Here is an 18,063-nt window from a genome sequence, read left to right on the forward strand (position 1 = left end):
GGCATACTAACTTTGCGGCCCATGGAAAAGCAGCTATCATTATCATTCGAGAATACCGCCATAGCTTTTGAATCAAAGACAGATAAGGCATTAAAAAAGGCTGACTTCCTGTTTAGCAGCATTGGCAAGCCCTGGTTGGTGAAATTAGGGGCAACAATGACGCCGCTGGCGCTGAAAATGAAATTGCCTATAAAGGGATTGATCCGTAACACCATCTTCAGTCAGTTTTGCGGCGGGGAAAGTTTGCAGGAAGCAGCACAGACTGCCAATCACCTGGGGAAATTTCATGTGGGAGTAGTGCTGGACTATGGTGTGGAAGCCATGGAAGGAGAGGAGAACTATGATCACGCTGTACCTGAATTTATCCGCGCCATAGAGTATGCGGCAGCTAATCACAATATTCCGTTCATTGCTATTAAGGTAACCGGCTTTGCCCGTTTCAGCCTGCTGGAAAAGATCCACAGCCGTGAAGCACTGACGCCGGAAGAAGCAGCAGAATTTGGCCGTGTCAGGAGCCGGATACTGTCCATTGCAACAGCGGCAGCCAAACATAAGATAGGACTGCTGATAGATGCGGAAGAGTCCTGGATCCAGCAACCGGTGGATGACCTGGCAGACGAGCTGATGGCGCAGTTTAACAGGCAGCAGGTAATTGTATATAATACTTTCCAGATGTATCGCCATGACAGGCTGGCTTTCCTGAAGAAATCCTTCGAAAAGGCGCAGCAACAGGGCTATCTGCTGGGTGCTAAGCTGGTAAGGGGCGCTTACATGGAAAAAGAGCGCAAGCGTGCAGAAGAGATGGGATACCCTTCTCCGATCCAGCCCAACAAGGAAGCGACCGACAGGGATTACGACGCTGCTGTAAAGTTCTGTATGGAGCGCATAGATAAACTGGCTGTATTTGTGGGCACACATAACGAGCAGAGTAGCATGCTGGCCGCCAGCCTTTTACATCAGCAGCAATTACCACATAACCACTCACATGTAAGCTTCTCCCAGTTATTGGGGATGAGCGATAATATCACCTTTAACCTCGCCCATGCCGGTTATCATGTTTCCAAATACCTGCCTTACGGCCCGGTAGAAGATGTAATGCCATACCTGCTGCGCAGGGCCCAGGAGAATACGTCTATTTCCGGACAAATGGGACGTGAGCTGGGACTGATCCGCCGGGAAAGGAAGCGTAGGGGGATATAGAAATTATCAGACACCTTATATTTTTAAATATACATAGCGTTTCATAGCGGTAGCTTCACTGTTATGAAACGCTTTTTGTTTAAGGGACAAATTCGTTACTTTGCGCCCATGGAACAATACCTTCAACTACTCCAACACATTATAGATCAGGGAGCTGTGAAAACTGACCGGACTGGTACAGGTACTACGAGCTGCTTTGGCGCCCAATTAAGGTTTGATCTGCAGAAAGGTTTTCCGCTGGTCACCACCAAAAAACTGCACCTGAAATCCATTATTTATGAGCTGTTATGGTTTCTGAATGGGGATACTAATATTAAGTACCTTAAGGATCATGGTGTAAGCATCTGGGACGAGTGGGCGAACGAAAACGGCGATCTGGGTCCCGTTTACGGCAAGCAATGGCGTAGCTGGGAAACCAAGGATGGCCGTGTTATTGACCAGATCAGCGAAGCTGTAAAGACCATTAAGAACAATCCGGATTCCCGGCGGATCATTGTGAATGCCTGGAACGTGGGCGACCTGCCTGAGATGGCGTTAAGTCCCTGTCATTGCCTGTTCCAGTTCTACGTAGCGAACGGTCGCCTGAGTTGCCAGCTATATCAGCGTAGTGCAGATGTGTTCCTGGGAGTACCCTTCAACATTGCCTCATATGCCATTCTTACCATGATGATGGCGCAGGTATGCGACCTGGAGCCGGGAGAGTTTATCCATACATTCGGAGACGTGCACCTTTACAGTAATCATTTCGAACAGGCTAAGCTGCAGCTCAGCCGTCAGCCGTTTGAACTGCCAACGCTGAAGATCAATCCGGCGGTGAAAGATATTTTCGGCTTCAAATTTGAAGATTTTGAACTGCTGAATTATCAGCATCACCCTCATATCAAGGCTCCGGTAGCTGTATAAGGGATGATACTTTTTCTGAATTTAAAATGTTTACTGCTTGACACTTTCTATAATAGTAGCTGCATCTGAAAATAATGTGATCGGTATTAACAATCATTTGCCCTGGCATTTACCGGTTGATATGAAATACTTCAAGGACACGACCATGGGTAAGCCTATTGTCATGGGCCGTAAATCTTTCGAAGAACTGGGCCGCGTTCTGCCGGGAAGACCCAACATTATGATCACCCGGCAATCGGGATATACGGCTGAGGGGCTCTACGTGGTACCTTCCCTGGAAGCGGGCATTGAAAAAGCTAAAACATTCGGGACAGAGGAGATCTTCATTACCGGTGGCGGTGAGATTTTCAAAATGGCACTTCCAATTGTAGATAGATTATACCTTACACGTGTGCACGCAGAAGTTACCGGCGATACCTATTTCCCGGAATTTGATCCGAGAGGATGGAAACTGGTGAAAAACGAGCGTCATGAAAAGGATGAAAAACATGCGCATGCCTTGACATTCCAGGTCTGGGAAAGAGAGAAATAAAAGCATAATATATTATAATGGGAATCCCACCGGTTTACCGGTGGGATTTCTTATTGAATGATGATTTTTGTCTATATTTGTAGTGTAAATTTAACCCGTATTACTTATGAAAAGAATGCTATTATTGTTTGTTTTGCTCGCTCTGGGCCGTATGTCTATGGCCAAAAAACCGGTTACTTCTCATGACAATTCCAGCGGAACAGCGGTCACGTATATGGATCTGTCGTATCATTATCTGAAGCCGTGTTCGGATACTGTGGTATTGGTGGCGCGTGTGTATAACAGACCAACGCCAAAATATACTGTTGTGTGGTATAACGGTGCCGTAGGAGATTCGATTTATGTGTCCGTTGCATTGAATAATATCCTTCCATCTTATACGGCAGTTTTAAAAAATCCGTTAGGAACAGTAATTGACAGAGACACAGTAAAGGTCTTACCACAACAAGCCTTAAACCCAACGATTGAAATTCATCGTTCAGCTATCCTGAATAATGATACGCTGATGGCTTTTCCGCAACAACCAGCAACGTCTGTAGAGTATCTGTACAAGTGGTACCGTGGTATCTGGGAAATACAGGTGGGAAACTATCCTATGTTAATTAATCCACAGCCAGGTACTTATAAGGTATATGTTCGTGACAGGGCAGGTTGCAGTGGCGTTTCTGATACGGTTCAGTTTACCCGCACTAGTGACACGTCGCAGGTGGCCAGTATAAGTCCCAATGGAGATTTAGCATCGCGATTTGCATCGATCAATGCACGTGAAGAGGTAACATTGGGCGCTAATAAGGTGAAAGCCTTCCCGAATCCTTCCACAGGTCAGGTATCGCTGCAATTTGAAAAAGCCATACAGAAAAAAGTAACGGTGATCGTCTACAATCTCAACGGTCGTGTGATGTATAACCGTACTACATATCAGCAATTACAGCCGCTGGACCTCTCTGCTTTGCCGAAAGGTTATTACCTGATAGAACTGACAGGAGAGGGCGAGAAGAAAGTATTGCCACTGATCCTGCAATAAGTAAAGAAAATTTAAAAAGGGCTGACTGGTTGATAGTCAGTCCTTTTTTTATCTATATAATTCGTACATGCGGTGGCGGGAGAACCAACTGGATGTTTTAACATATATTTGCAAATACTATATTTTGTAATATTCCCTTAATACTTATGAAGAGATCTCTACTATTGTTTGTGTTATTAACCCTGTGCCGTTTCGCTTTCGGGCAAAATGGACCGGGGGCAATGTTCGTACAATCGCATTATCAATCCTGTACTGCACCATTTACCGTTACATTTAAAGATTCCAGCTGGTCGCCGACGCGCACACCACTTGTTTTCTGGAAATGGGAATTTGGAGATGGTACGGTCGATTCTTCCGGCGCAATTGTAACGCACACATTTTTACAAAAAGGCTTTTTTCGTGTAAAGCTGACGGTACGTGACCAGCTTGGCAGGGTGGGCACCTACTCCGCTCATGATGATCAGCTGATCAGGATAGGAGCTGCTTTGCAGCTGCCATCTACAGTGTACATTTGTAATCCGTCGCAACCGGTTACATTAAGGAACCTTGCTACGCCCCAGTGGTTTGATAGCCTGGGTACTTATCAGTGGTTGCTGGATGGCAATGTGGTATCTACAGCGCGCAACTGGCAGACAAGTCAGGTGGGGCTGTATCAGCTGAAGTATACAGCCTGTGATACAACACTTTCCGGTTCTATATCAATCGCAGATGGCGCGATCACACCGAGCGTATTGACGCCTGTTGTATGGTCGAATGATACAGCAAAACTTGATTTTGCTATTATGGGGGCGCCTTATATGCCGGGTCAGGTCAGACAGGTGTCCTGGGACTGGGGGGATGGTAAAAATTCCGTGGCACAGGGCCTGTACAATAGTGTTACTCATAGCTATACAGTACCGGGTACTTATAATGTGCGTGCTACTGTAAGATTGAATAATCCCGCAGATCTGGTCTGTGATTCCGTAGGGACCTATACTGTTAATGTCCGCGCGCCATATGTTACACATAATGTGTGGAATAGAATGGATACTTTATACACAGGAGGGGATAAAACATATCTTATTTCTGCTACAAATACCGGAGCTACTTTCAAATGGAAAAGCATGGATCCAAACTTTGCTTCCAGTGCACAGATCCTGTCAACCTGGGAGCCGGGCAAATACTGGGTTGAGATCAGCAAATCGGGGGATGTAATAACAGATACGATTAACATAATGCCTAAGGCCAATTTTACTTTCATGATGCCCAGTTGTAGTCAGATGGGAAGCATGAAATTTTACAACGGCATACTTGTACCCGTTTACGATTCTCTTTTGTCTATCACCTGGCATTACGGAGATGGTAAGTCAGACGTATATCCCAAAGCTAAGTATTACTACGAACATACCTATGATGCGCCAGGTATATATAAAGTCGTTATGGAAGCCTGCTATAAATCAGGTTACAATGCTTTTGCAGCGAAGGATGTACTCATTTACCCGTTAATTGCCTGGGATATCAAGATACAGGACGACACAGTATCTGTACCGGGGATGCATATACTAAGTGCGAAAACTGTGAGTACGGCGAATCCCGAAAAGATCTTATGGTATCCCGTAGGGCGTAACCTTGTATACAAATCGATCAACGATACTATTCAGACGACAGTACCGGTTGGATGTAGAGCATATTTAATGGACTCCTGTACTATCCAAAGAGCTGCTGACACCTTTAGGATCAACAATCAGGTCCCTATTGAATGGACGGCAAATGTGGCCGTAAATTATAACAATTGCATGGCTACATTAAAGGTAAATACCAACGCTCGTAAAGGATCTTATTGGGTATTGTGGAACACTGGTGCAACCTCCGACTCTATCCTGGTGACAAAACAGGGATGGTATGGGTTTACTCTTAAAGACAGTACCGGTAACATACGCAAGGATTCAGCCAATGTTATTATCTCTCCACTGGATGCCGCGACGTTGAGTGCCCATTCGGGATATGGACGTGATACATTGATCGCTGAGCCTTACGGTCCTAACAACCAGTATTTCTTCTATCGTAATGATACTTTGTTATCAAACGGGGGAAATAATTTTTTTAGTCTTTACTTTAATCCTATTCCGGGAGTATACAAAGTAACGGTACAAAATACACAGGGTTGCACGGTTACTTCGCCACCGCTGTATTTTCGTGTTCCTAAAGACAGCGTTGCAGTCAATTTCATTTATAGTGCTGACCAATGCATTAGTCAACAGATTAAATTCATTGGTACAGCTGTTTCTTCTAACAGTCAGGATACCGTAAGAACTGTTAAATGGAATTTTGGTGACGGTATGACTGCAACATATCCGGGGGCTAGCAATACTGTTAGTCATTATTATGAGGCAGCTGGTACATATACGGTTACCCTTATTGCGACAACAGCTGCGGGCCACACGTACAGCGTGTCAAAACAGGTAGCAGTTTGGAAGGTACCTTACAACGTGAATATCATCAGTGATACTACGAGTTTACCAGGCACAAATGTTCTGACAGCCGTTAAAAATCCTGCTGATGCGTCTGTAATATGGAGTACCGGTAGCACAAATGATACCATTCATGTGCATACCACCGGTTATTATTCAGTATGGCTGAAGGACAGCTGTGGAAATGTCCGCGCTGCAGACACACTGCAAAGTGTAATTAATGCCGGATGGAATGCGGATGCTTACATATTGAAATGGACTGCCTGTGGCGATACCGCCATAGTGGTTGCCAGTACACAGATTTCTGGCGCAGGTTCTATTTCCTGGAGTAATGGTCAGGGGGGATCTGTGATTCGTGTTACTACGCCAGGTGTATACACTGTAACAGTAAGAGATCTTAATGGAAATATCAGGGCGGAAGATTCTGTTTATGTGGAATTGAAACCGTTTAAGCCAGGACTGGAAGCACATCTTTCTGTTGATCCAAATAATGACACCCTGATCGCTTATCCGCATGATTCTGTATACTACTACAAATGGTACCGGAATGATACCTCATTCATGTCAGGTTCATCTCCAATATTGAATCGTCCAACACCTGGCGTTTATCGGGTATTTGTTACTAATGGTGCAGGATGTACTGCCGCAACAGATACCGTGCATTATAAAGTGAATGTGCCGGTATTGCCTGTAGATTTCAGTTACGAAATGACAGGATGTGATCCGACATTGGTAAAATTCATAGGTACTGCTGATACGCAGGATTCTGTAACATACAGATGGAAGTTCGGAGATGGAAGTGGGGAAGTATACGGTTTGAATGCTAGTCACAATTATGCGGTAGCCGGCGCATACAATGTGACGTTGGAAGTAACAACAGCTTCCGGCAGAACTGGTTCAAAAACTAAACCATTGGCCATCCAGGCTGTGGATACAAGCATCTGGATAACTCACATTACTCAACAGCGTAATCAATGCGGTGACAGTGTGTTGCTGACAGCTTTCAATAACGCTGCAACAGCTGTTTATTCCTGGAATACCGGCGTGCAGGCGAAAACTATCCTGGCTACCGCATCTGGTTATTATGCTGTTAGTGTTTACGATACCTGCGGTCATAAACGATTTGCTGACAGTATTTATGTGACGGTAAATGTACCATGTGTTCCACAGCTGCCAACTGATACCGTTCTCGATTTCAGTTATAAGGCAGCACCGTGCGAGCCGCGTGTAATACATTTCAAGGGCATTACTGACACAGTGGATTCCGCAACATACAAATGGAATTTCGGTGACGGCAGTGGTGAAGTATCTGGTCTGGATGCATCTCATTATTATGCAGTACCGGGTGCATACAGCGTAACATTGAAGGTAACAAGAGCTTCTGGCAGAACCGATTCAATCACTAAACCATTGGCCATTCAGGCTGTGGATACCAGTATCTGGATAACGCATATCACTCAACAGCGTAATCAATGTGGTGACAGTGTATTGCTGACAGCTTCCAATGGTGCTACAGCCGCTGTTTATTCCTGGAATAACGGCGTGCAGACGAAAGCCATCATGGTTACGGCATCCGGTTATTATGCCGTTAGCGTATACGATACCTGCGGTTATAAACGGGCTGCCGACAGTATTTACGTGACGGTAAATACACCATGTGTACCAGAGACACCAACTGATACCATCTCCATTGGCGATGGTCCGATCGAAGGAGGTAGCGCGCTTCCTGTAACTGCCGGTTTCGGACAGGACTTTAATGCAGACAACGTCTTTACAGTTCAGCTGACACTGAAGAATCCAGGTGGCCGCCAGACAGGTTTACAGCCTGATGAGGTGATTAATCTGGGCTCCAGACCCGGAACAGGCAAGGACATTACTATGGAGGTAGACCTTCCGGATAGCCTGGCTTGTGCTACGAGTTACGCAGTGAGAGTAGTGGCTAGTTCTCCTGCAGATACTACTGCATGGTCACAGCTGTTCACTATTACCAATCAGCCTCCTCAACCAGTGATCACCCAGCGTGGCGACAGCCTGTTCACTTCCGGTAAATATAACTGGCAGTGGTATCTGGATAATAAGGCCATCGATGGCGCTACTGCCGCTAATTACCGTGCAAGAAAGAACGGTGTTTATATGGTGGAATCACTGAATGGAAATGGCTGTACCAGCAAATCAGCTCCGGTATCCGTGATTATCACCGCGGTGGGAGAGGTGACCCTGGGCGGTAATAAGGTGAAAGCCTTCCCGAACCCATCAGAGGGACAGGTATCCCTGCAATTCGGAAAACCATTGCTGAAAACAGTGACGGTGAATGTATATAATCTCAATGGCCGTGTAATGTACACCCGTACTACAACACAGCAACTGCAGCCACTGGATCTGTCTGGTTTGCCGAAAGGTTATTACCTGATCGAACTGACAGGCTATGGTGAGAAGAAAGTATTACCACTGATCCTGCAATAAGAAAGGATATAAAAGAAAGGGGGCCTGACTGTCTGACAGTCAGGCCCCCTTTTATGTACAAAGTGAAGGCGTTTTAGGTAATAAATCGCAAGGTCGCTTGTTCGTCGCTAAAAGGTCGCTAGTTCGTCCCTTATAGGAACACAAGGCTTTTGCTGTCATTCTGGCAAAACTACCTGAATATAACCGTTCCGATACCCTGGGTCAATTCCGTTTCCAGCTGTTTCAGGTGCTTATGCATCTCAATACACTTGATCTGCTCTTCAAACACGGTAGACCGTTCCATTTCCTGTTGATTTTCCACGATCATTTTACGGATCTTCCTCAAAATGAGATAATTGGTGGTGGAGATGGTATCTTTCAGATAGGCATTATCACCATATACGGTATCTATTTCAAATTTTTCCTTCCAGGCAGTACTTAGTTCCGCTTCTTTATCTTCCATAATACCGACTACCATACCGGCAACATCCTGGTCATTGTGGTACAGGAACCACTTTTTGTCGGGCAGGTTGTCCTGGTCGTACATCTCTTTGTATTCCCTCAATATCCTTTTCACCAGCTCATTGTCGGCCAGCGATTCGAAATCGTAGGGCAGATGGAAAATATAGTCGGCCACGGTGCTTTTATCTTCCTCACTGAAAGGTTTGTCGCCAAAGCGCAGGAGTATTTTCACCAGTTCCCTTTCCTGTTTTTCGTCCGGATTGAAGAAGTTGACTGCCGGTTCTCCGCCGTTCTCCATCGCCTCCATGGCGGCAATCGCCTCTGGTGAGAGGTCGTCGTCCATAGGCGGCGCAGCAGCGGCATTATCCCTGGCCTGCTGGTTCTCCTTTTTCTGGAAACGCTCCCGGATGAACTTATTCACCAGGTTGATGAGTCCCTGTTCATCGATCTTCAGTACCTGGCTGCATTGACGGATGTAATCCTGCTGCCGGGTGAAATCTTCCGTTTTATCGATCTTGGAGATGGTCTCCGCAATCTCATTTACGAGCTGTGATTTGCGGTTGCTGTCATTGCCGGCGTCCTGCATGGAGATCTGCAGCTTGAACAGCACAAAATCCTGCTTGTTATTGGCTATAAATTCACGGAAAGCATCTGCCCCAATCTTTTGCACATAACTGTCCGGGTCTTCCTTATCGGGGATTAAAACCAGTTTTACGTTCAATCCCTCCTCTATCGCCATATCCAGACCTCTCAGGGCCGCCTTGATACCGGCATTGTCCCCGTCGAAGAGGATGGTCAGGTTGTTTGTGTACTTTTTAATGAGCCGCAGCTGGTGTTGCGTCAGGGACGTACCACTGGATGCCACTACATTCTCAATCCCTGCCTGATGGAGGGAGATCACGTCTGTATAACCCTCTACCAGCAGACATTCATTCAGTTTGTCGATCGCATGCCTGGCAAAGTAGGTACCATACAGTACCCTGTTCTTGACGTAGATCTCATTTTCCGGTGAGTTGATGTATTTGGGAGCACGGTCATTCTTGACAAGGATACGGGCACCGAATCCCAGTACCTTACCACTCTGGTTGTGGATCGGGAAGATCACACGGCCGCGGTAGTTATCTCCGGGCTGCTCATTCCTGACGGTGACCAATCCTGTTTTTTGCAGGTATTCCAGGTTATAACCTTTGGACAGGGCCGTTTTAGTGAAGGCATCCCAGGTGTTCAGGCTGTAACCTAACTGGAACTTACGGATGGTCTCCTGGGTAAAGCCACGCTCTTCAAAGTAACTGAGACCTACGTTCTGGCCTTCTTCCGTATTAAAGAGTGTATTGGAAAAGTATTCACGGGCAAAGCTATTGATGATATAGAGGCTGTCCGCCATCAGCTGCTGCTGCCTGGCTTCCGGACTTACCTCAGTTTCCTCAATGGGCACGTCGTACTTCTGCGCCAGCCAGCGTAAAGCTTCTACGTAGGAATACTTCTCGTGTTCCATCAGGAACTTAATGGCATTACCACTCTGGCCGCAACCGAAGCATTTGAATATTTCCTTACTCGGCGTAACGGTGAAGGAGGGAGACTTCTCGTTGTGGAAGGGACATAACCCTAAGTAGTTGGCACCCCGTTTTTTAAGTTTCACGAAATTGCCTACTATCTCCACAATGTCAATCCGGCTGAGTATCTGTTGTATGGTATTTTGTGAAATCAATGGCGCTTAATTCAGACTGCAAACTTAAATAATTTTTCACCGCCTGGCGGGACAGCGGTCATACATTGTTGTCCGAACCCATCCGCAGGGCAGGAACAGGTAGTTTGAAGAATACTACTGAAAAAAATAGTATTGCAGGGGCCTGGCTTTCAGCCTTGCCCTCAAGCTACCACCTGATCCTTATTTTGGGAGACAATGCATGTAAAGTACCGTCAATGTTGCAATGCACACTCATGCCTGATAGTATTATCGGCAGGATCTTTTTATTCAGGATAAACGATGTTAAAAAAATATCTTACTTGGATAATTTACCATTTATTTAAAATAGTATCATGGCCTAATTTTAGACAACACGTTTAAAACTCAAACAGCATTCACAGAGAGGGGGATCTGAACAGTGTCCATGTATATTCTCAATAATGATCAGCAACTGGCTGCCCGCCTGCGCGACAGTGATCACAACGCTTTTGAAGAATTATATGCTGCCTATCATCAACTCTTATATAGTACAGCCTGTAAATATCTGAAAAGCACCACTGCTGCCGAAGATGCCGTACACGAAGTATTCGTGAAGGTATGGTTGCACCGTGAAGAGCTGGACCCCGCGCAGGGAGTACGTAATTTCCTTTTTAAATGCCTCAAGTTCCACGTACTGAACCTCATCCGCGATCATAAACGCAGTCTTTCCAAACAATACGAACTTGTCTACAACGCCAGCAGTGAGCACCGGGACGCTGAATCGACCGTTATATTTAATGATTACCGCAAAGTAGTGGACCATGCTATTAACAATCTCTCTGCCCAGAAGAAAAAGATCTTCCGCCTGCGCTCTTACGAAGGATTGAGCAACGAGGAAGTAGCCCGACAGCTGGGATTGTCCATTAATACTGTCAAATTTCAGTATGCCCAGGCCAGTAAGGCATTGAAGCACGCATTGAAGATCATGATGAGCGCACTCCTGAGCCTTGCCTTTCTTTTTGTTACCTTTTCTTAAATTTTTTTTCAACTCCTATAATACTTTTCATTTCCCCAGGTGTAGTATTATACAGAACGTAACAATTTCATTTGTCATATTTCATCGTAAGTCCACATTATGGAGCAATTCGACCAAAGTCTGCTGCATAGATACCAGCTTAACCAATGTACCCCTGAAGAATATGAAAGGGTACTGGAATGGTTTACCACTCCGGAAGGAAGGGAATACCTGGATATTGTTATGACGCGGGATCTTGATATGGCAAAGCCGGATATCATGCTGTCGCCGTCACAATCTGCAGATCTCTACCAGCGTATCGTTGATACTACTGGTCAGCGCCAGCCACGTTATCGCCGGTCCCGTTGGTTTACAGGTCTCAAAGCAGCCGCCGTGGTATCAGGAACCTTATTACTTGCTTATGGGGGATGGAAAGTCTATCATCATCACCGTAACACCGTTATCCAGACAGCTTATGGGGAAATACGTACGGTAGTCCTCCCCGATCAGTCGGAAGTTACCCTGAATGGTAACACTACACTGCGTTACGCCAATAACTGGGAGCGGTCCGCCAGCCGTGAAGTGTGGGTGGAAGGTGAGGCATTCTTTTCAGTAAAACCATCAACTGTACCCCGGTCTTTCGTTGTACATACTGCAAGCAGGATGAACGTTGAAGTATTGGGCACCACTTTTAATCTGGTAGACCGTCACGGACGGATGCAGGTGGTGCTGAACACCGGAAAGGTACGTCTGCACAGCAACAGTACACCGGAAGAAACAATCATCATGCAACCTGGAGACCTTGTAGAATACAAGGAACAGGTACGTACAAAGGTGAAGAACCACACCAATACGCAACGTTATTCTTCCTGGAAAAGAAACAGCCTGCAGTTTGAGAATGCCAGCTTCGCCGAACTGGCGCAGCAACTGGAAGATACGTATGGCGTAACTGTCGAGATCAGGGACACTTCATTATTACGCCAGGAATTTACGGGTACAGTCCCCAGCCAGCAAATGGATATGCTGCTGGAGGGACTCTCACAGCTTTTTCATCTGAAAGTAAGCCATGTCAATAATATTGTTATAATCGAGAGAAAGAGTATTTAAAAACAATGCAGTAAATACTGCAGGCCGGTGTACAACGGAATGCAGTGACCACAGCACAGGTAATCATTCAAATTTAAATGTATGAACAAGTTCATTAGTGCCTTTATGGCTGCTATGGGCATGGCATGTTATTGCAGCATGCCGGCAAATGCGCAGGACCTGGCAGCGCTGGGTAAACCTGTCAGCCCCTTCGAAAGATCACAGACTAAGTCGCTGAAAAGTGTGCTGGATGGGCTTGAAGTAAAATACAATGTACACTTCATGTACAAGAGCAATCTCGCAACATTGCAATTGTCACGTATTGAAAATAACAGAACATCCTCTCTTGAAGAAGAATTGAAGAGTATCACTACTGCTAATAAACTCCGGTATAAAAAGATGGGAGAGGGGTTCTATATTGTGTATCTGCAGGATGATGAACCTGCTGCAGCACCTCCTCCAACCGGGTCCCGGGAAAATACGCCTTCACCCGTACAGTCAGCAATGAACATGCCCCCGCTTGCTGCTCCTGCCGCTATCCCTGTAAAAGGTGTAGTGACCGACGAAAATGGCCAGCCTATACCAGGTGTAACGGTACTGGTGAAAGGTACTACAAATGGTACTTCCACAGGTGTTGATGGTTCCTGGTCATTACAGGTACCAAATGAAAATGCGGTACTGGAATTTTCATTCATTGGTTATACGAAACAGGAAGTGGCCGTTGCTGGCCGTACTACTATTACAATAAAGCTGACGCAAGATGTCACTGCTATATCTGAAGTGGTGGTAGTCGCTTATGGTACGCAGAAGAAAGTAAACGTTACCGGTGCTATCAGCGCCATAGATGGTAAAGACGTGAGCTGGAAACCTGTTGGCCAGGTATCTGCCGCGTTGCAGGGGATGGCGCCTGGTGTCACAGTGACCACAGGCAGCGGACAGCCCGGTGCTGACCAGGGCACTATCCGTATCCGTGGTGTGGGTACGCTGAACAGTACCGATCCATTAGTGCTTGTAGATGGTGTGCAGATGAATATGAATGATGTGGACATGAATGATATCGCATCCTACTCTGTGCTGAAAGATGCGGCATCTTCAGCTATCTATGGTGTAAGAGCGGCAAATGGTGTGATCCTGATCACTACCAAAAGAGGCGCCTCCGGTAAAGCGAAGGTGAGCTACTCCAACTATTTTGCATGGCAGCGTCCCGCACGTCTGGCAAAATATGTAGGTGCGAAAGACTTCATGAAACTGGTGAACCAGACTGCCACCAACTCCGGTGCGAATCCTACCTATACCGATGCGCAGATTGCTGCTTACGATGATCCCAACCGTAATAAAGATCAGTACCCGGACAACTACTGGCTGGATGATGTATTGACCGGCAGCGGCTTTCAGCAGGAGCATAGCCTGGGTATATCCGGCGGTACGGAAGATATTAAATACCGTTTCTCCACTAACTACTTCGATCAGAAAGGTCTGATCTCCAACATGGATTTCAACCGTCTCACTGTTCGTCTGAATACAGATATTAATGTCACAAAGAAACTGACCTTCAGTGCAGACATTGCCGCCAGACTGGGCGACAGGCAGGAGCCACAGGGGGCTTCAGGATCAGCATGGTACCAGTTTGGACAGGCTGCAGTAGTGAATCCTCTTTCTGTAAACAAATATTCAGATGGCACCTGGGCACTTGTGAGAGGTGGCCAAAACCCTATCCGCCTTCAGGAAGAGGGTGGTCTATACCAATATAAAAGCAATCTCTTTACAGGCAACTTCAAAGCCACATACAACCTGCTAAAAGGTCTGAAACTGACCGGCCTCACTTCTGTTAACTACAGGTCCGACTATAACAGCATGCACGAAAAGGCACTGACATATTTTACCGATTTCCCTACCAACGAAAATACATTGACACTGGGGCAGAATACTATCAGGAAGGCCTACCAGGGTTACTGGTTCAGGAACTACCAGGGATTGGCAGAATATACACACAGCTTTGGCAAGCACAGTTTCACGTTGCTGGCGGGTGCTTCCCGTTTGTCTGAAACTACCGATGACCTGAGCGGTTACAGGGTGAACCTGCCTAATGGTACGATAGAACAGATCGATGCAGGTGCTGCCACCGGGCAGATTGCTACAGGTAATGGCGTTGCCTATTCCCTGGTATCTTTCTTTGGTAGATTGAACTATTCCTACAACGATAAATATCTCTTTGAAGCCAACCTCCGCCGCGACGGTTCATCCCGTTTCTCTGATGGTCAGAAATGGGGACTGTTCCCGTCATTCTCTGCCGGCTGGCGTATCTCTTCAGAGGAATTCATGCGCGATCTGACCTTCATCAACAATATGAAGATACGTGGTTCATGGGGTAAGCTGGGTAACGACGTGATCCTCGACAGAGATAAACAATCTACCAACTATCCTTACCAGTCAGTATACTACTACAACAGTTATCCTTTCGGCGGTGTGCTGAATCCGACAGCAGGTATTCAGATCTATCCTAACTCAGGTCTGACATGGGAAACAACTGTAATGACAGACGTGGGTGTGGACGCAACGTTATTCAAGAACCTGGATTTTACTTTTGATTACTATAAAAAAAATACAAAAGATATCCTGTTATTCCTTCCTATCAATCCTTCAGTAGGTCTGGATCCTTCTGCACAGAATGCTGGTAAGGTACAGAACACGGGATGGGAAGTATCACTGAACTATCGTGGTAAGATCGGCCAGGTTGATTATCATGTAGGTGGTAATCTCTCTGATGTTCGCAACAAGATCATTGATATCAAAAATACTGATGCGATCACAAGAGATAACAACTTCATTTATACAGGTCTCATTACAGGACAACCTATCGGAGGTTTTTACGGTTACCAGGTAGAAGGCATCTTCCAGAACGCTGCACAGGTAGCAGCACATGCTACGCAGCCATTCCCGACTACAGGTCCCGGCGATTTAATCTACAAAGATCAGAACAATGACAAACAGGTAAAAGAAGGCGCAGTGAGCAAAGGTGGCGATATGGTGTACCTGGGTAGCAATATTCCAAGATATACTTATGGTTTCAACCTGGGTGCTGACTACAAACATTTCGACCTGTCTGCCTTCTTCCAGGGTGTAGGTAAAGTATCTATCCATACACTGCCGATAGAAAGAGCGCCGACATCGAATGATGGTAACTTCAGGGAGGAACACCTGAACAGCTGGACAAGTACTAATACAAGTGCAGATTTCCCAAGATTGGTGAATACTACACAGAACTATCAGTCTTCTTCTTACTGGGTGAAGAGCGGTGCTTACCTGCGACTGAAAAGCGTGCAGCTGGGTTATACCTTGCCTGATCACATCATGAAACGTGCGGGCTTTGACAGATGCCGCATCTATGTGAGCGGACAGAACCTCCTGACCTTCTCATCCCTGCCGAATGACATTGATCCGGAAGCACCAAACGATAGCAGGTATTACCCACAGGTGAGAACCATCAACTTTGGATTAAACGTGCAATTTTAAACTAAGTAGTCATGAAGAAATTAGCAATTATATTCACCTTGGCCGGACTTGTATCAATGACGGCCTGTAAAAAATACCTGGACGAACAGCCGCAGAATGCTGTAAGCCGGGAGGATTACTGGACTACAGAAGCGGATGCCATTAATGCCGTAAATAACTGTTACCGCCGCCTGGGCGATGTGGATAACCGCATATTCCTGAGCTGCGCTACAGATGACAGTTATTCCTGGAGTGACTGGCCAAGTGATGTAAGGCTTGTTGGTAACGGAAGTGCTTCTATCGGAACGGGTATGTTCGCCAACTTCTGGAGCAACTTTTATAAGATGATCGCATCCTGTAATGATGTGCTGGATAATATCGACAGGGATAAGGCATTATCAGATTCCCTCAACAAACGTCTGAAAGGGGAAGCCCGTTTTATCAGGGCCTATGCATATCAGCAGCTGATAGGTCTGTATGGTGATGTGCCGCTGAGAACAACTATCCCACCGGTAAGCGACTTTGCAGCGAAACGTACGCCACGTGCGGAAGTAGCACAGTTCCTGGTAGCAGAGCTGGATACCATCGCGAAATACCTTCCTGTTACCTATGATGCCAACAACGCAGGCCGTGCTACGAAGGGCGCAGCACTGGCCTTAAAAGCAAGAGTGTTGTTGTACGAGGGCCGTTATACAGAGGCTGCTGCTGCCGCTAAGGAAGTAATGGACCTGAATGCATATGCGATCGACAATAACTATGTAAGCCTGTTCAACGGTACCAACAAGAACAGTCAGGAGATCATCTTCTCTGCGCGTTACGTGAAGAACACACTGCCTAATGCCATGGCTACATGGGTGGGCGGACCATCTCTCGGTGGCTGGTCGCAGGTAGTGCCGTTACAATCGCTGGTGGATGCTTATGAATGTACTGATGGAAAGACGATTGATAAGTCAGGGCTCTATGATGCGGCACATCCTTATGATAACCGCGACCCCCGTCTCAAGATGACAGTCGTGGTGCCAGGTGTGGTGGTAAATGGTATCACGATTGATGTAAGCAATACTAAGAGCCTGGATGCATTAAGCAAGAATAATGCTTCGCTGACTGGTTTTTATTATAAAAAATATGTGCCTGCTGATATTCAGGGTAACTGGGATAGCAACTCTTATAACGATGTAGTATTGCTGAGATTTGCAGAAGTACTGCTGACCTATGCTGAAGCTAAAATAGAAGCTAACCAGATCGATGCTTCGGTGTATGATGCTATCAACCGGGTAAGACAAAGACCTGGTGTCGTGATGCCTGTTATAACTGCAGCAGATTTCCCTGGTCAGACGGCACTGCGTGATGCAGTACGTCGTGAAAGGCATGTAGAGTTCCCGATGGAAGATAACCGTCTGTTTGACATCCGTCGCTGGAAGATAGCAGAAACAGTGATGTCTGGTCCTGTTTATGGTATCCTGAACAACTTTGATCAGACAAGACAGGATTATGGTAAGCACGTACTGGTAGAACAGCGTAGTTTCAATGCAGGACGTGATTATCTCTGGCCGGTGCCACAAAGTGAAACATCTCTCAATCCGAATGTCCTTCCTAATAACGGAGGTTGGTAAAATACATTCCGGTTATCGTAAGGACCGGTTATGCTTGAAGAAAGAGCCGTCTCAATTTTTTGAGACGGTTTCTTGTTTTATATACCATTGTCTTCTTGATGTGCAGGAATGGCCTTTAACGTTTTCTTAACTCCCACAATGTAACTTCTGCTTTCCTCTGCACGCTTAACTGCAAATG

At 46.1% G+C, this 18,063-nt stretch carries 10 protein-coding genes; 9 read left to right on the top strand and 1 reads right to left on the bottom strand.

Going from position 1 to position 18,063, the window contains the following annotated elements:
- Positions 1 to 21 precede the first annotated feature (21 nt).
- The 5 genes from L3C95_RS07300 (at position 22) to L3C95_RS07320 (ending at position 8,572) form a co-directional block, all read left to right on the top strand.
- Positions 22 to 1,200 carry a proline dehydrogenase family protein gene (locus tag L3C95_RS07300; RefSeq protein ID WP_236386220.1) on the top strand — a complete coding sequence of 393 codons (1,179 nt, stop codon included), beginning with the start codon at positions 22 to 24 and terminating at the stop codon, positions 1,198 to 1,200.
- A gap of 108 nt (positions 1,201 to 1,308) precedes the next feature.
- The gene (locus L3C95_RS07305; RefSeq protein ID WP_236386222.1) at positions 1,309 to 2,103 is read left to right on the top strand and encodes a thymidylate synthase; all 795 of its coding nucleotides are present in this window, start codon (positions 1,309 to 1,311) and stop codon (positions 2,101 to 2,103) included.
- Between the two features lie 37 nt (positions 2,104 to 2,140).
- Complete coding sequence (locus L3C95_RS07310) at positions 2,141 to 2,635, top strand: dihydrofolate reductase (RefSeq protein ID WP_236386224.1); 495 nt, start codon at positions 2,141 to 2,143, stop codon at positions 2,633 to 2,635.
- Positions 2,636 to 2,741: 106 nt separating this feature from the next.
- Positions 2,742 to 3,659, top strand: a complete 918-nt coding sequence (locus L3C95_RS07315; RefSeq protein WP_236386226.1) for a T9SS type A sorting domain-containing protein — start codon at positions 2,742 to 2,744, stop codon at positions 3,657 to 3,659.
- 146 nt (positions 3,660 to 3,805) lie between these two features.
- Positions 3,806 to 8,572, top strand: coding sequence for a PKD domain-containing protein (locus L3C95_RS07320; protein ID WP_236386228.1), 4,767 nt, complete (start codon positions 3,806 to 3,808; stop codon positions 8,570 to 8,572).
- A 169-nt stretch (positions 8,573 to 8,741) separates the two neighbouring features.
- On the opposite strand, the gene dnaG is transcribed toward L3C95_RS07320, so the two are convergent.
- The gene (gene dnaG / locus L3C95_RS07325) at positions 8,742 to 10,721 is read right to left on the bottom strand and encodes a DNA primase (protein ID WP_236386230.1); all 1,980 of its coding nucleotides are present in this window, start codon (positions 10,719 to 10,721) and stop codon (positions 8,742 to 8,744) included.
- A 403-nt stretch (positions 10,722 to 11,124) separates the two neighbouring features.
- Between dnaG and L3C95_RS07330 the strand changes: the two genes are divergently transcribed.
- The 4 genes from L3C95_RS07330 (at position 11,125) to L3C95_RS07345 (ending at position 17,885) form a co-directional block, all read left to right on the top strand.
- The gene (locus L3C95_RS07330) at positions 11,125 to 11,715 is read left to right on the top strand and encodes an RNA polymerase sigma factor (RefSeq protein ID WP_236386232.1); all 591 of its coding nucleotides are present in this window, start codon (positions 11,125 to 11,127) and stop codon (positions 11,713 to 11,715) included.
- A gap of 99 nt (positions 11,716 to 11,814) precedes the next feature.
- Complete coding sequence (locus L3C95_RS07335) at positions 11,815 to 12,801, top strand: FecR family protein (RefSeq protein WP_236386235.1); 987 nt, start codon at positions 11,815 to 11,817, stop codon at positions 12,799 to 12,801.
- Between the two features lie 81 nt (positions 12,802 to 12,882).
- The gene (locus L3C95_RS07340; RefSeq protein ID WP_236386237.1) at positions 12,883 to 16,293 is read left to right on the top strand and encodes a SusC/RagA family TonB-linked outer membrane protein; all 3,411 of its coding nucleotides are present in this window, start codon (positions 12,883 to 12,885) and stop codon (positions 16,291 to 16,293) included.
- A gap of 11 nt (positions 16,294 to 16,304) precedes the next feature.
- A complete protein-coding gene (locus tag L3C95_RS07345) occupies positions 16,305 to 17,885 on the top strand; it encodes a RagB/SusD family nutrient uptake outer membrane protein (RefSeq protein WP_236386239.1) in 1,581 nt (526 codons plus the stop codon).
- Positions 17,886 to 18,063: the final 178 nt, after the last annotated feature.

It is taken from the genome of Chitinophaga filiformis, assembly GCF_021646545.1.
In the GTDB taxonomy this organism is placed as follows: domain Bacteria; phylum Bacteroidota; class Bacteroidia; order Chitinophagales; family Chitinophagaceae; genus Chitinophaga; species Chitinophaga filiformis_A.

Coding starts and splice junctions, on each gene's coding strand:
- L3C95_RS07300 (WP_236386220.1), top strand. CDS start 22: ATGGAAAAGCAGCTATCATTATCATTCGAGAATACCGCCATAGCTTTT.
- L3C95_RS07305 (WP_236386222.1), top strand. CDS start 1,309: ATGGAACAATACCTTCAACTACTCCAACACATTATAGATCAGGGAGCT.
- L3C95_RS07315 (WP_236386226.1), top strand. CDS start 2,742: ATGAAAAGAATGCTATTATTGTTTGTTTTGCTCGCTCTGGGCCGTATG.
- L3C95_RS07320 (WP_236386228.1), top strand. CDS start 3,806: ATGAAGAGATCTCTACTATTGTTTGTGTTATTAACCCTGTGCCGTTTC.
- L3C95_RS07330 (WP_236386232.1), top strand. CDS start 11,125: ATGTATATTCTCAATAATGATCAGCAACTGGCTGCCCGCCTGCGCGAC.
- L3C95_RS07335 (WP_236386235.1), top strand. CDS start 11,815: ATGGAGCAATTCGACCAAAGTCTGCTGCATAGATACCAGCTTAACCAA.
- L3C95_RS07340 (WP_236386237.1), top strand. CDS start 12,883: ATGAACAAGTTCATTAGTGCCTTTATGGCTGCTATGGGCATGGCATGT.
- L3C95_RS07345 (WP_236386239.1), top strand. CDS start 16,305: ATGAAGAAATTAGCAATTATATTCACCTTGGCCGGACTTGTATCAATG.